The organism is Bradyrhizobium sp. CAR08, from assembly GCF_052871955.1.
Window position 1 is genome coordinate 592737 of sequence record NZ_JBIXJX010000002.1, and the last position, 14850, is coordinate 607586.

At 63.8% G+C, this 14850-nt stretch carries 10 protein-coding genes; 7 read left to right on the forward strand and 3 right to left on the reverse strand.

The window, feature by feature from the left end:
* The first annotated feature begins 128 nt into the window (after positions 1-128).
* The 6 genes from ACIPUD_RS06620 (at position 129) to ACIPUD_RS06645 (ending at position 7985) form a co-directional block, all read left to right on the forward strand.
* Entirely contained in the window at positions 129-2636 is a 2508-nt protein-coding gene (locus ACIPUD_RS06620) for a penicillin-binding protein 1A (RefSeq protein WP_018454472.1), read from the forward strand.
* Between the two features lie 111 nt (positions 2637-2747).
* Positions 2748-3879, forward strand: a protein-coding gene (gene prfB, locus ACIPUD_RS06625; protein WP_143273426.1) for a peptide chain release factor 2 whose coding sequence is annotated in 2 segments (ribosomal slippage) — positions 2748-2816 and positions 2818-3879 — 1131 coding nt in all. Because the reading frame shifts where the segments join, the coding sequence is not laid out codon by codon here.
* Complete coding sequence (locus ACIPUD_RS06630; RefSeq protein ID WP_446480281.1) at positions 3879-4760, forward strand: NAD(P)-dependent oxidoreductase; 882 nt, start codon at positions 3879-3881, stop codon at positions 4758-4760. The genes prfB and ACIPUD_RS06630 overlap by 1 nt, the downstream gene beginning before the upstream one ends.
* Before the next feature lie 13 nt (positions 4761-4773).
* Complete coding sequence (locus ACIPUD_RS06635) at positions 4774-5649, forward strand: DMT family transporter (RefSeq protein ID WP_377830366.1); 876 nt, start codon at positions 4774-4776, stop codon at positions 5647-5649.
* 80 nt (positions 5650-5729) lie between these two features.
* Entirely contained in the window at positions 5730-6641 is a 912-nt protein-coding gene (locus ACIPUD_RS06640; RefSeq protein WP_377830365.1) for a DMT family transporter, read from the forward strand.
* 108 nt (positions 6642-6749) lie between these two features.
* A complete protein-coding gene (locus ACIPUD_RS06645) occupies positions 6750-7985 on the forward strand; it encodes an ABC transporter substrate-binding protein (protein WP_247371050.1) in 1236 nt (411 codons plus the stop codon).
* 117 nt (positions 7986-8102) lie between these two features.
* Here the strand turns inward: ACIPUD_RS06645 and ACIPUD_RS06650 are convergent, their stop codons facing one another.
* From ACIPUD_RS06650 to ACIPUD_RS06660, 3 genes are all read right to left on the reverse strand, one after another.
* Positions 8103-8588 (reverse strand): low affinity iron permease family protein, encoded by a 486-nt coding sequence (locus tag ACIPUD_RS06650; RefSeq protein ID WP_026232740.1) that lies wholly within the window; start codon positions 8586-8588, stop codon positions 8103-8105.
* 99 nt (positions 8589-8687) lie between these two features.
* Positions 8688-10046, reverse strand: coding sequence for a M23 family metallopeptidase (locus ACIPUD_RS06655; RefSeq protein ID WP_198957644.1), 1359 nt, complete (start codon positions 10044-10046; stop codon positions 8688-8690).
* Positions 10047-10156: 110 nt separating this feature from the next.
* Positions 10157-10849, reverse strand: coding sequence for a peroxiredoxin (locus ACIPUD_RS06660; RefSeq protein ID WP_446480282.1), 693 nt, complete (start codon positions 10847-10849; stop codon positions 10157-10159).
* 203 nt (positions 10850-11052) lie between these two features.
* On the opposite strand from ACIPUD_RS06660, the gene ACIPUD_RS06665 reads away from it, so the two are divergent.
* Positions 11053-14850, forward strand: coding sequence for a YhdP family protein (locus ACIPUD_RS06665; protein ID WP_085385291.1), 3798 nt, complete (start codon positions 11053-11055; stop codon positions 14848-14850).

A 14850-nucleotide genomic window follows, 5' to 3' on the forward strand; every position in this document is an offset into this window, starting at 1 on the left:
GGCAAGCGCCTTGAGTCCGGCACTAATAGTATTGAGTAAAGCCGGTGAATTCGCGATGGTTTGGTGCCTGTTTCTGGTGCCAGGGCTGATCTTTGGGCTGATCCAGAGTTTGAACGGATAAACAGATAATGCGCTTGCTGGTGCGGTTCATGGGCTTCCTGTTCGCCGCGGGAACGGTGTTGTTCCTTGTCGGGGTCGGTGCCGTCGCAGGCCTGATCTGGCATTTCTCCAAGGACTTGCCGGACTACTCTCAGCTTCAGGATTACGAGCCGCCGGTGATGACCCGCGTGCACGCGACCGACGGCTCGCTGCTCGGCGAATACGCCAAGGAGCGGCGGCTGTACCTGCCGATCCAGGCGGTGCCGAAACTCGTGATCAACGCCTTCCTTGCGGCCGAGGACAAGAATTTCTACGAGCATGGCGGCATCGACTACACCGGCATGGCGCGGGCCGGCGTGGTCTACATCCAGAACTACGGCTCCAACCGCCGTCCGCAGGGCGCTTCCACGATCACCCAGCAGGTCGCCAAGAACTTCCTTCTGACCAACGAGGTCTCCTTCGCGCGCAAGATCAAGGAAGCCTTGCTGGCGATGCGGATCGAGAAGACCTACTCGAAGGACAAGATCCTCGAGCTGTATTTGAATGAAATCTATCTGGGCTTAGGTGCCTACGGAATCGCGGCTGCGTCGCTGGTTTATTTCGACAAGTCGGTGAACGAGCTGACCGTGGCGGAAGCGTCCTATCTCGCGGCGCTGCCGAAGATGCCCGCGACGCTGCATCCTGTCCGCAACCGCGACCGCGCCATCGAGCGCCGCAATTACGTGATCGATCGTCTGGTTGAGAACGGCTGGGTCAAGCAGGCCGATGCCGACAAGGCGCGCAAGGAGCCGCTGGCCGTTACCAGCCGTTCCAACGGCGCCCACACCTTCGCCGGCGAATATTTCGCCGAGGAAGTGCGCCGCGACATCTTCGAGCGTTATGGCGAGAAGAAGTTATACGAGGGCGGTCTCTCGGTCCGCACCACACTCGATCCCAAGATTCAGGTAATGGCGCGCAAGACCATGGTCGCCGGTCTCGTCAACTATGACGAGCAGCAGGGCTATCGCGGCGCCATCAGCAAGCTCGACATTTCTGGCGACTGGGGCGTGAAGCTCGCCGAGATCAAGTCTCTGTCCGATATCTCGCCATGGCGCATGGCCGTGGTGCTGGAGACCAGCGACCAGTCGGCGCGCATCGGCTTCCAGCCGAGCCGCGAACTCGGCGGCGCCATCAGCAAGCAGCGCGAGACTGGCCTCATCACGCTCGACGGCATCAAATGGGCAAGAGCGGCCTCTGGGGCTGCGAAGGGCAGGGCGGCGAGCGCGGTGTCGCAGGTGCTCCAGCCCGGTGACGTGATCTACGCCGATCCGCTCTACAAGGACGCCCAACCTGTCGAAGGCCAATACCGCCTGCGCCAGATCCCCGAAGTCTCCGGCGCGATGGTGGTGATGGACCCCTGGACCGGCCGCGTGCTGGCGATGGTCGGCGGCTTCTCCTTCGACCAGAGCCAGTTCAACCGCGCCACGCAGGCCTATCGGCAGCCCGGTTCGTCGTTCAAGCCGATCGTCTATTCGGCTGCGCTCGACAACGGCTATACGCCTTCGACTGTCGTGCTCGACGCCCCGATCGAAATCGATCAAGGCCAGGGCGCGGGCGTGTGGCGGCCTGAAAACTTCTCCTCGGGCAAATTCCAGGGGCCGGTGACGCTGCGCAACGCATTGCGGCAGTCGCTCAACACGGTGACGGTGCGCCTCGCCCAGGACATCGGCATGCCCTTGATCGGCGAATATGCCCGCCGCTTCGGTGTCTATGACGAACTGCCGAACTATCTGTCCTACGCGCTCGGCGCCGGCGAGACCACGGCGATGCGCATGGTCACGGCCTATTCGATGCTCGCCAATGGCGGCCGCCGGGTGAAGCCGACCCTGATCGACCGCATCCAGGATCGCTACGGCCACACCATCTTCAAGCACGACCAGCGCGAATGCCGTGGCTGTGACGCGCCCGGCGGCTGGAAGAACCAGAACGAGCCGCAGCTGATCGACCGCCGCGAGCAGGTGCTGGATTCCATGACCGCCTATCAGATCACCGAGCTGATGGAAGGCGTGGTCCAGGCCGGTACCGCGACCGTGGTCAAGCAGGTCGGCAAGCCGATCGCCGGCAAGACCGGCACCACCAACGAGGCCAAGGACGCCTGGTTCGTCGGCTTCTCGCCCGACGTCGCCGTTGCCATCTATATGGGCTATGACAAACCGCGTCCGCTCGGCAAGGGCAACGCCGCGACCGGCGGCCATCTCGCAGCTCCCATCGCACGCGACTTCCTCCAGCTCGCGCTCGCCGACAAGCCCGCGGTCCCGTTCAAGGTGCCGGCCGGCATCAAGCTGGTGCGGGTCGTCGCCAAGTCCGGCATGCGCGCCGGTCCGGGCGAGACCGGCGGAACCATTCTCGAAGCCTTCAAGCCGGGCACGGCGCCGCCGGATAACTACTCCGTCATCGGCGTTGCCGATGCCGATGGGCGAGGCGGCGTGCCGGCGTCGCAGCAGCAGCAGCCGGATTCCGGTTTCTTCATGCGGCCGGGCACCGGCGGGCTGTACTAAGGCCTAGGACAAGACAAACGTTCGTCGCCGCGGCGGTTGCGCTTTGCAGCCGCCGCCGCTACATCCCGTTGTCATTAGACGCGGAAAAATTCCGCGAGACCAGAGAACCACATGCGCGCCGAAATCGAACGGTTGGTAGAAGAGATCAAGCAGTCTGTCGGGCTGCTGAGGAGGCATCTTTGACGTCGAGAAATCGACGGCGCGCCTCGCTGAGCTGAACAAGCTCGCAGAAGATCCCAATCTCTGGAACGATCCCCAGAAAGCCCAGAAATTGATGCAGGAGCGCACCTCGCTTGAGGATGCGCTCTCCGGCATCGGCAAGGTCGAGCAGGAGCTCGAAGACGACATCGGCATGATCGAGCTCGGCGAAGCCGAGGGCGATGAGGGCGTTGTCAAGGAAGCCGAAGCCGCGCTCAAGACCCTCAAGAAGGAAGTCGCCCGGCGCGAGCTCGAGGCGTTGCTGTCGGGCGAGGCGGATAGTTTCGATTCCTATCTCGAAGTGCATGCCGGCGCCGGTGGCACCGAAAGCCAGGACTGGGCCCAGATGCTGCTTCGCATGTACTCGCGCTGGGCCGAAACCCACGGCTTCAAGGTCGAGGTGCTGGAAGAGTCCGAGGGCGAAGAGGCCGGCATCAAGTCCGCGACCATCCAGGTCTCCGGCCACAATGCCTATGGCTGGCTGAAGACCGAGGCGGGCGTGCATCGCCTGGTGCGGATCTCGCCGTTCGATTCCAACGCGCGGCGGCACACCTCGTTCTCGTCCGTCGCTGTGTTTCCGGTGATCGACGACACCATCAAGATCGACATCAAGGAATCCGACGTCCGCGTCGACACCATGCGCTCCGGTGGTGCCGGCGGCCAGCACGTCAACAAGACCGAGTCCGCGGTGCGGCTGACGCATATCCCGACCGGTGTCGCCGTGGTCTGCCAGGCCGGCCGCTCGCAGCACAAGAACAAGGCGCAGGCCTGGGACATGCTCCGCGCGCGGCTTTACCAGATCGAGCTGAAGCGGCGCGAAGAGAAGGCCGCCGCCGACCAGGCCGCCAAAACCGACATCGGCTGGGGCCACCAGATCCGCTCCTACGTGCTCCAGCCCTACCAGATGGTGAAGGACCTGCGCACGGGTGTGCAGACCTCCGACACATCAGGCGTGCTCGGTGGCGATCTCGACGACTTCATGGCCGCGACCCTGGCGCAGCGCGCCTTCGGCACTCCCGGCGCCGACATCGAGGACGTCGACTGATGCCCCGGCTCGCCTTCATCGGGCTTGGGCGGATGGGCCATGGCATGGCCGGCCGCTATCTCGATGCAGGCTTCACGGTGACGCTGTGGAATCGCAGCAAAACAAAAGCGGAAGACCTGATCGCACGCGGCGCGCTCTGGGCGACCTCGCCTGAGGACGCGGCGATCGACGCCGACGCCGTCGTGACCATGGTCGCTGATGATGAGGCCTCGCGTGCGGTCTGGCTCGGGCCCGAGGGCGCAGCCAAGACCGCGAAGGCCGGCACCATTGCGATCGAATGCTCCACCGTCTCCTATGACCATGCGCGCGAGATGGGCCGCGAGATGAACGCTCGCGGGCTGATCTATATCGATTGCCCCGTGACGGGATTGCCGGATGCGGCCGCGAGCGGAAAGCTGACGTTGCTCGTTGGTGCCGATGCCGCCGATCTCGACCGCGCGCGGCCTTATCTGACGCCGATCGGCTCGACCATCCGCCATTTCGGCGCGGTCGGCTCCGGCACGGTCTACAAGCTGATCAACAATCTGATGGGCGCGATCCAGATCGCCGGCCTCGCCGAGGGGCTTGCCATTGCCGAGCAGGCCGGGCTCGACATGAACCTCGTGCTGGAGTCGATTCAGGCGGGCGTGGCCGCAAGCCCGCAGGTGCAGCGTCATTCCAAGCGCATGGTCGCCCGCGATTTCTCCGGCGCGACATTCACGGCAGCGCTGCGGCACAAGGATGCCGCCTACGCGGTGAAGCTCGCCGAGAGCCTGCTGGCCGACAAGCCGCTGGTCGCGCGCGCCGCGGTGGAAGCCTACGCGCAAGCGAAGGCCGCGATGCCTGACGACGATGAAGGCAAGATGATCGAACTGGTGTCGCGGCCGAAGAAACCGTCCTAGCGGCCGCATCGACATGGGGCAGCCTCGTTCGGAACGCGGTCTCGGCATTGCCCTCGTCATATCAGCTGCGATTGCCTGGAGCACGGCGCCGTTCTTCACACGTCTGTTGCCGTTCGATCCCTGGACCATTCTGTTCTGGCGCGGCGTGTTCGGCGGCAGTCTGATCTCGGTGTTTCTCGTCGTGATGCAGGGACGCGGCGCGCTGCGGCAATTGGTGGCGCCGGGACGCGGCGGCTTGCTCGTCGCCTCATTGTCCACGCTCGGCATGGTTTCCTTCATCCCCGCGCTCCAGATGACCAAGGTGATGAATGTGGCTGTGCTGATCTCCACGCAGCCGTTCGTGGCCGCGGCGCTGGCGTGGCTGTGGCTTGGCGAAGCCGTAACATGGCGTACCCTGATCGCGAGCCTCGTTGCCTTTGGCGGCGTCGCCATCACGGTCGGAGGCATCGAAGCCGGGGCTGATGTTGGAGGCGTGGCGCTGAGCTGCCTCATGGTACTCGCCATCTCGGCGATGACGGTTGTGATCCGACGCTACCGGGAGACATCGATGGTGGCAGCGGCGGCGTTGTCGAATTTCCTGGGAAGCCTCGTCAGCCTTCCGTTTGCGCACGACCTCGTCCATATCGACAGCGCCAACCTCGCGATCCTCGCGATGTTCGGCTGCTTTCAGGTGGCGCTGGGGCTGACATTCTACATGCTCGGCTCGCGCCTCCTGCCGTCGAGCCAGGCTTCCCTGATCGCGACGCTGGAGACGCCGCTGATGCCGTTCTGGATCTGGATTGCCTTTCGCGAGATACCTGCTGTCCACGCCCTTGTTGGCAGTGCCCTGGTCATTGGGGCGGTGGTTGCGGATATCGCAGTTGACGCGCGAAGTCGCGATCGATCCTGAATCTCGCCCCTTTACCCGGAAATCGGGTGGCAATTCTGGTCGCGCAGTCCTAGCAGGTCGGACCATCGCTGTGAGACGCCATGTCCCCGAACGACAACCGTATCGACGCGCGCGACTGGTCGCTGCTCACTGTGCTCTCGGTGCTCTGGGGCGGCTCGTTCTTTTTCAACGGCGCGGCGCTGCGGGAATTGCCGCCGCTCACGCTGGTGCTTTTGCGCGTTGCACTTGGCGCCGCCATTCTGCTACCGCTGCTCCGTATCCAGGGTATTGGCTTTCCCAAGGGCATCGCCGGCTGGAAGCCGTTCGTCGCGATGGGGCTCCTCAACAACGTCATCCCGTTCTCGCTGATCGTGGTCGGCCAGACCTTCATTCCGAGCGGGCTGGCGTCGATCCTGAATGCCACCACGCCACTCTTCACGGTCATCGTGATGGCGGCGGCAGGCGAAGAGGCTTTGCGGCTGCGGCGCGTCGCCGGCGTGGCACTGGGTCTCGCCGGCGTGATCATCCTGCGCGGATGGGGCGTCGAGACACGGGCGGGGCAGGGGCTGGGCATCCTGCTCTGCCTCGGCGGCGCCTTCAGCTATGGCTTCGCGGCGCTGGCGGCGCGCCGGTTGTTGAAGGACTCCCCGCCGCTGGGGACGGCCGCATATCAACTGATGGCTTCCACGGTGATGATGGCGATCGTGGCCGGCGCAGCGGAGCAGCCGTGGCGTCTCCCGCTGCCGGGCGTGACGATTTGGCTCGCGGTGCTCGGCCTTGCCGGCCTGTCGACGGCGCTCGCCTATATCGTCTTCTTCCAGATCCTGCGGCGGTCGGGCGCGACCAATGTGATGCTAGTGACGCTTCTCATTCCCGTCACCGCCATTCTTCTGGGATGGCTGGTGCTGGGCGAGCCGATCTCCATGCGCGAGATCGCGGGCGCGATCGTGATCGGCAGCGCATTACTGGTGATCGATGGGCGCGTTCTGAACCTGCTGCGGCGCGGCACATAGTTCTGGAACGCTCGTTTCATCTCACGGAAAATCGTGGCGCTTGCCAGCAGAGAGCCACCTTGCGACACTCTCGGCAAAACAAGACTATAAAACACAGGGGAGAGAACGATGCCGGGTCGTCGCAATAGCCTTGCTGCCCTCGCCATTCTAGCTGCCGGCGCGCTCGTCACGACACCGGCCCTGGCGCAGAAAAAGTACGACCCCGGCGCCACCGACACCGAAATCAAGCTCGGCAATATCATGCCCTATAGCGGGCCGGCGTCGTCCTATGGCGTGATCGGCAAGACCGAGGCCGCGTTCTTCAAGATGATCAACGACCAGGGCGGCATCAACGGTCGCAAGATCAATTTCATCAGCTATGACGACGCCTATTCGCCGCCAAAGGCGATCGAGCAGGCGCGCAAGCTGGTCGAGAGCGACGAGGTGTTGCTGATCTTCCAGCCGCTCGGCACGCCTTCGAACTCCGCCATCATGAAATACATGAACGCCAAGAAGGTGCCGCAGCTCTTCGTCGCCTCCGGCGGCACCAAATTCGGCGACCCCAAGAATTTCCCTTGGACCATGGGCTTCCAGCCGAACTACCAGAGCGAGGGGCGGATCTACGCGAAGTATATCCGCGACAACTTCCCCAACAGCAAGATCGCAGTTCTTTGGCAAAACGACGATGCTGGCAAGGACCAGTTCAAGGGCCTGAAGGACGGACTCGGTGACAAGGCCGATATGATCATCGCCGACAAATCCTATGAGGTCAGCGATCCCTCGATCGACTCGCAGATCGTTGCGCTTCACGATTCCGGGGCCGACATCTTCTTCTCATGGGCCGCGCCGAAAGGCTCGGCACAGGCGATCCGGAAGGTCGGCGAGCTCGGCTGGAAGCCAAAATTCTTCCTCGCCAATACGGCTACCTCGATCGCCTCGGTGCTCAAGCCCGCCGGGCTCGACTATGCCAAGGATATCATCTCGACAGCATATTTGAAGGATCCGACCGACCCGACCTGGGACAAGGATCCGGCGGTCGTCGCGTGGCGCACCTTCATGGATAAGTACTATCCCGAAGGGGACAAGACCAACGCCAACAACCTTTATGGCTACGTCCAGGCGGAGGCGATGGCGCAGGTGCTGAGGCAGTGCGGCGACAATCTCACCCGTGACAACGTGATGAAGCAGGCCACCAGCCTGAAGGATTTTCACACCGACCTGATGCTGCCCGGGATCATGGTCAACACTTCGGCCGACGATTATTTTCCGATCGAGCAGATGCAGCTGATGCGCTTCAACGGCCAGGCTTGGGAGTTGTTCGGCGACGTCATCACCGGTGAGGTCGGCCACGAGCGCGGCCAATAGTCAGGGCTGGCTCCGCGGCGGGCCAGTTGCCTGGTGTGATGAAGACGGGGCGAGCCTGCCGAAGCGTTGCGATTGCGAACGAAGCTGCGCACCTCGTCGTTCCCGGCATCCGTCCGCTTATTCGGTGACGAGATCGGCGGCGCGTTTCGCCTTCTTGCCGGTATTCTTGACTGTCTCGTCTCCGACCTTTTCGGCCTTGGCGCGAAGCTCACATTTGGTGCGGATCTCGTCGAGCTCGTCGTCGGTCAAATGCTCAATTCCCACGAAGGAATTTTGCACCGCGCTCACCCGGATCAGTTCGTCGAGCTTCACCTGAATGGCCGCGCTATCGCGATTCTGGGAATTCTGAATCAGGAAGACCATCAGGAATGTCACGATGGTGGTGCCGGTGTTGATCACCAACTGCCATGTGTCGGAGTAATGGAAGATGGGACCGGTGACCGCCCAAACCAGGATGATGCCGGCTGCAATCATGAATGTCAGCGCTCGCCCGGCCGCTTGAGATGTTCGGTTAGCAATATCGCTGAAGAGTTGAGCCGCGTTGTTACGTGGCTGGTCCGCTTTGCCCTTGGCCGGACGAGCTTTCGTATGGATCTGTTGCATCAGAAGATCGCGCCATTGAGGACCTGCGACCTAACGCGAAGGGAACTCCGAAGTTCCGCCATGTACACCTGGGACGAGACGAGCGCGCTCTCAACGAGCCTAGCCCGCGCTGAGTCGCACGCCGGCGCGCAAGAACTTCTGCGGATCGACCGCTTCGCCGTCGATCCGGGTTTCATAGTGCAGATGCGGCCCGGTGGAACGGCCGGTCGACCCGACGAGACCAACGACCTGGCCGATTCTCACGATCTCGCCGACCCGGACATTGATCTCGGAGAGATGGCCATAGCGCGTCGCAAGGCCATTGCCGTGATCGACCTCGATCATGCGGCCGTAGCCGCCGGACCAGCCGGCCGAGACGACCTTGCCGTTGGCGGTGACGCGAACGGGATCGCCGCTCGCGGCGCGGAAGTCGAGCCCGGTATGCATCGCAGGCCGGCCGAGGAACGGATCGCTGCGCACGCCGAAGCCGGAGGTGAACTCGACCTCGCCGATGACGGGCTTGCGATAGGGCACGAGCGCGAGCGTGCGATTGAGCCGGTCCATCTCGGCTCGGGTGTTGTTGATGCGATAGAGCTGCTTCTCGAACGGCCCCGAACTGGCGGTGATTTTAACAGGCACGAACGGCCCGCCCATCGCGGTGCGCGGCACGGCGGCTTCGAGATTTGCGAGGTTCAGGCCGAGATCGCTGACGACGCCGCGCATCCGGCGCATGCGCGAATCCATGCCTTCCTCGACGGCGTTGAGCGCCGCCATCTGGCGACGCTCGACCTGGTCCAGCGAGGTCGTGAGCCGAACGACGACGTTGTCGAACCCCTGGTTCTTGGCGAATTGATTGACGGGCGGAGCTGCGAGGGTCGGCGCGCGCGATTCGAGCCGCGCTTCGCGATCCGGCGGCGCCACGAAGATCACGGTGTCGCTGATCGGCGAGGGCTTTGGCGTGCCCTGCGTCGTCTGGCTGGCATCGCCACGCTGCGGGGTGGAACGTGGAATCGATCCGGTCACGTCCGGCATGGACCCGAGCGCCGTGGCACGGGACTCCAGCGCCGTCTGGCGCTTCATGATCTGGTCGAGCTTCTGGTCGAACTGCTCCTGGTCGAGCAGCTGCCGGCTGGTGGTGCGGTCGACCTTGGCGCGCAGCTCGGCGATGCGGTCCTCATAGGCGTATTGCATCTCGGCCTGCCGGGCGATCAGCCGGGTGAGGACGTCGTCGCGGAAGGCGAAATAGGTCGCGGTTGCGGCCGACCAGAGCCCGAGCAACACGACAGTGCCGACCACGATCCAGAACACCACAGGTCCCAGGCGAACCTGCTTGCCGTGATGCACGATGGTGTAGGCGTCGTCGGTGTCCGGAAGGGGAAGCGCGGTTGCCACTGCGGCGGCACGGCGATGAAAGGCCCGTCCATGGTCGTGCGGGTGATGTTGGGGGTACTGCGAGAGTTGGGCAGAACTTTTCGACATCGGCACTCCCGCGCCGATCGGATGAGTCCGTGCGGCCTAATTGCCGCGGCAATCTGGGCCGGTCATGGTTAATTTTCCGGAAACGGAACCCCTTGAATTTAAATGATTGGTTAAAGGCTCCTTGCGGCTTCCAGCACCTCGTCGGCGTGGCCTTCGACCCGGACATTGCGCCAGATCCGCGCGATCTTGCCGTCGGCGCCAAGCAGCATCGTGGTGCGAAGAATTCCCAGGAAGTTCTTGCCATACATGGACTTTTCGCCCCAGGCGCCGTAGGCCTCCAGCATCTCGTGCGTCTCGTCCGAGATGAGGGGCACGCCGAGACCGTGCTTGTCCCGGAACTTGTCCTGAGCCTTGACCGGATCGGCGGAGATACCGAGCACGGCGGTGCCAGCCTTGGCGAAGGCGCCGGTGAGCCGGGTGAAATCGATGGCCTCCCTGGTGCAGCCCGGCGTGTCGGCGCGGGGGTAGAAGAACAGGACCAGCTTCTGGCCGGTATAATCCGACAGCGCGACGACGCCGCCGCCGTCGCGGGGCAGGCGGAAGGCGGGAGCCTTCTGCCCCTCAGCCAAGCCGGCCTTCGCCGCCGTTTCAGGCGCGGATGCCGATTTGGAAGAATTTAACCGTTTCGATGCGGCCTTATGCGATGCTGTCTTTGCTATGGTCCCAGTTGATTTGCTCGCCGGTGTCCGCTGTGTTTTCGCGAGCTTGGTTTGAGTCGCAGCCCGCGCTTTCACGGGCGTCTTTTTAGCCGTCGGAGTGACGGAGGGCGTTTTGGACGATTTCTTTCGGGATTTCTTGGACATACGCCTTCCTTTCGTCGCTTTCGGCGGGTCAACCAAAGCGGTATTGCAGCCCTTTTCCGCTATGCCGGAATCGTGCCCTCGGCGGGGCGAGTCTGACGACGCGGGAGTCTGGTTACAAGGAATTCCACGCACCACCCACTGCTCGTTGAACGCGCTCCCGGGGCGACATGACGAACAGAAGGAATATTCGAGGTATGGCGGCAATGCCGGCGCGGGAAGCTTCGCTTCCCGTCGACGGCTGCGGCCCCGGCGGCGCTCAATCCCACGACGGGCGCCTGTATCGAGAGGCAATGGCAAGGAATACGTCGCCCCAGGATTACAATCGGGATTTGGATCGGCGCGGCAGCCAACCAGAGCAGCAGCAATGGGACGACGCCGACTGGGATCCGGATCAGGAAGCGGCGGCGGGCCATCGGGCGCGCCGGCTGTTGTCGCGTTCCAATTCGGGCTTCCATCGCTTCGCTGACGGGTTTGGGCCGTTGCGCCGCTGGTTGGGCGGCGGTCGCTGGCTGAAGCGCGTGGCCGTGGTCGTCGGTGTCCTGGTCGTCATCTTCGTCGGCTGTTTCGGCGCGCTGTGGTGGCGGCTCGGCGCCGGTCCCATCAATCTCGACATTGCGACGCCGTGGCTCGCGGCCGCGATCGAGGACAATATCGGTCACGGCAACACCGTGGAGGTCGGCGGCACGCAGATCGAGCGGGCCGGGCGGATCCGCATCGCCGTGCGCATCCGTGATATCGTCGTGCGCGACCACGATCACGTCATTGTCGCGACCGCGCCGAAGGCCGAGGTGAAGCTGTCGGGTGCGGGCCTGCTGATGGGGCATCTGCGCGCCGAAAGCCTCAACCTTGTCGATGCCGAGCTCGCAATCCGGATCGCGCCTGACGGCACCGTCACGGTGTCGGCCGGCGACACCGCAAAGCCGCTCGCAACCGGCGTCGCCTCCAAAAGGGACGCGGGACTGCCGCCGACTTTCCCGCGCAACGGTGTGCCACCGCCGCCATTCGCCACCGAGCCTGCGACCTCCGACGCACCGCAAGCCGCGCCCCAGGCCACGTCCCCGACTGGCATTCTTCAGGGCCTCGACTGGCTCGACAGTCTGAGCATGACCGGCCTCGACGGCCAGAATCTCAACGAGATCGGCCTGAAGAATGGCAATCTGATCGTCGACGACCAGCAGCGCGGCAGCAAATGGACGTTTGAGAACATCACGCTCAGCCTGCGCCGACCGAGCCGTGGCGGCGTCGCGCTCAGCCTCGGTGAAGAGGGCGCACGTCCGTGGTCGTTGCGTGCCACGATCGGCCCCACCGAGAACGGCGTGCGCTCGGTCGATATCCGCGCCGACAAGGTTTCGACCGCCAACATCCTGCTGGCGCTGCGGGTGAAGGATCTCACCTACACCGCCGACCTGCCGCTGACCGGCGAGCTCAAGGGCGAGCTCGGCCGCGACGGCGTGCCGACCTTCTTTCGCGGCAAGATCACGGTCGGTGCGGGCAACATCATCGACACCGATACGCCCGATTATCCGATGGCGATCGACTCGGCCGAGATCAATGTCGAGTGGGACGCCAATCGGCGGGTGCTGGTTGCTCCGTTCAAGGTCCTCTCGGGCGCGAACCGCCTGACGCTTTTGGCTCATGTCGAGCCGCCCAACGGCACCGTCAATGACTGGCAGCTCGGTTTCAGCGGCGGTTCGATCCTGCTCGGCGGCATCGACAACGAGCCGCCGCTGGTCTTCAACCGCATTGCGATCGGCTTCCGCTTCGATACCGACCACAAGAGGCTGCTGTTGACCCAGGCCGATATCTCCAACGGAGAGATCGGCGTCGCCGGCACCGGTGCCATCGACTATTCGGGCGAGCCGCGGCTGACATTGGGTTTTGCGGGAACGCCGATGTCGGCCTCCGCGCTCAAGCGGATGTGGCCGACCCTTGTCGTTCCCGAGTTGCGCGAATGGGTGATCGAGCGGATCGAGCGTGGAACGCTCCAGCGCATCGAGATCGGTGTTAATTCACCGACGAAGAATCTTCCGCGCAAGGGCCCACCCATTCCCGACGACGGCTTGTCGGTCAATATCGTGGCGAGCGGTGTCACGGTTCGCCCCGTCGATGGCCTGCCCGTGGTGCACGATGCCGATTTGAAGGCGCGCGTGACCGGCCGCACCGCGACGGTGAATATCGGGCAGGGCATTGCCGATACGCCGGCGGGCCGCAAGGTCACGATTTCCGACTTTGTTTTCGAGGTGCCCGATATGGCACCCAAGCCGTCGCCGTCGCGGACGAGGTTTCGTGTCGAAGGTCCGGTGCCTGCGGCCGCCGAAATGCTTTCCAACGATCGCTTGAGCGATCTGTCGTCGACCGTCATCGATCCCAATACCAGCAAGGGGACGTTCTCGGCGAACGTCCAGCTTGGGCTGCCGGTCAAGGGCGAGCTGACCAAAGCCGACACCACCTACAGCGTTACGGCCGATCTCAACGGTTTTGGTGCCGACAAGCTGGTGATGAACCAAAAGCTGGAGGCCAACAACCTCAAGATCGTCGCGAGCAACCAGGGCTATCAGGTCAAGGGCGACGTCAAGATCAACGGGCAGGCGGCCTCGCTCGATTACCGCAAGCCGGCCGAGGGCGATGCGGACGTCAAACTGCAGACCACGCTGGACGATGCGAGCCGCGCGCGCCTCGGATTCGATCTGGGTCCCGCCGTCAGCGGATCGGTGCCGATCAAACTGTCGGGCAAGATCGCCGGGGGACCCGACCAGACGACGAAGCTCGGCATCGAGGCCGACCTGACCTCGGTCAAGCTCGACAACATCCTGCCCGGCTGGGTCAAGCTGCCGGGAAGAGCGGGCAAGGCCAGCTTCAAGGTGGTGCCGACGGCGCAATCGACGCGTCTGGAGGACATCGTCATCGAAGGCGGCGGCGCCTCGATCAAGGGGTCGCTCGAGGTCGATGCCAACGGCGAGCTCATGAACGCGAACTTCCCGACCTACGCGCCATCCGACGGCGACAAGGCCTCACTGAAAGTGGAGCGCAGCCAGGACGGCGTGCTCAAGGGTACGATGCGCGGCGACGTATTCGACGGCCGCGGCTTCCTGAAGTCGGCGATCTCAGGCAATTCCAAGGACGATGCCAAGAGCAAGACGAAGAACCTCGATTTCGACATCGACGTGAAGCTCGGCGCCGTCATGGGTTTCAACGGCGAGGCGATGCGCAGCGTCGACGCCAAGATGTCGCGGCGCAATGGTGCGGTCAAAGCCTTCACGCTGAGCGGCAGGATCGGAAAAGACACGCCCGTGGCAGCCGACCTGCGCGGCGGCCGCGCCCAGGGCAACCGCGAGGTCATCTATCTCCAGACCAGCGATGCCGGCAACTTCCTGCGCTTCACAGACACCACCAACAAGGTCTTCGGCGGCCAGATGGTGGTGGCGATGGAGCCGCCGACGTCCGAGCCTACGACACGGGAAGGACTGATCAATGTGCGTGACTTCTCGGTCAAGGGAATGGAGCAACTCGATCGCGTCGCGGCGGGGGCTCCCAACGGCGCCCAGAACGGCGTAGCCTTCACGGCGATGCGCGCGGAGTTCACGCGGCAGAACGGCGCGCTCACGATCCGCGACGGCGTGGTCAAGGGGCCGATGATCGGCGCCACCATCGAGGGCTCAATCGACTTTCCCGGCAACCAGGTTTGTATGAGCGGCACCTTCGTCCCGATGTACGGCGTCAACAACATCTTCGGCCAGATCCCGTTGTTCGGCATCTTCCTCGGCGGCGGCAACAATGAAGGATTGATCGGCGTGACCTACGAGGTCGTCGGCACGCCGGCAGCGCCCGTAATGCGCGTCAACCCGATTTCGGCGATGGCCCCCGGTCTGTTCCGCAAGATCTTCGAATTCAACACCGGCAAACAGAACTCGCCGTTCGAGGAATTCCCGTCGCAGTCGAACGATGGCTCGACCGGATCGACGCGCCAGCTATCGAGCGGCTGCACCCTCGCGCGACGTTAG

Coding starts and splice junctions, on each gene's coding strand:
- ACIPUD_RS06665 (WP_085385291.1), top strand. CDS start 11,053: ATGCCGGCGCGGGAAGCTTCGCTTCCCGTCGACGGCTGCGGCCCCGGC.
- ACIPUD_RS06630 (WP_446480281.1), top strand. CDS start 3,879: ATGCCCCGGCTCGCCTTCATCGGGCTTGGGCGGATGGGCCATGGCATG.
- ACIPUD_RS06660 (WP_446480282.1), bottom strand. CDS start 10,849: ATGTCCAAGAAATCCCGAAAGAAATCGTCCAAAACGCCCTCCGTCACT.
- ACIPUD_RS06655 (WP_198957644.1), bottom strand. CDS start 10,046: ATGTCGAAAAGTTCTGCCCAACTCTCGCAGTACCCCCAACATCACCCG.
- ACIPUD_RS06650 (WP_026232740.1), bottom strand. CDS start 8,588: ATGCAACAGATCCATACGAAAGCTCGTCCGGCCAAGGGCAAAGCGGAC.
- ACIPUD_RS06640 (WP_377830365.1), top strand. CDS start 5,730: ATGTCCCCGAACGACAACCGTATCGACGCGCGCGACTGGTCGCTGCTC.
- ACIPUD_RS06635 (WP_377830366.1), top strand. CDS start 4,774: ATGGGGCAGCCTCGTTCGGAACGCGGTCTCGGCATTGCCCTCGTCATA.
- ACIPUD_RS06620 (WP_018454472.1), top strand. CDS start 129: ATGCGCTTGCTGGTGCGGTTCATGGGCTTCCTGTTCGCCGCGGGAACG.
- ACIPUD_RS06645 (WP_247371050.1), top strand. CDS start 6,750: ATGCCGGGTCGTCGCAATAGCCTTGCTGCCCTCGCCATTCTAGCTGCC.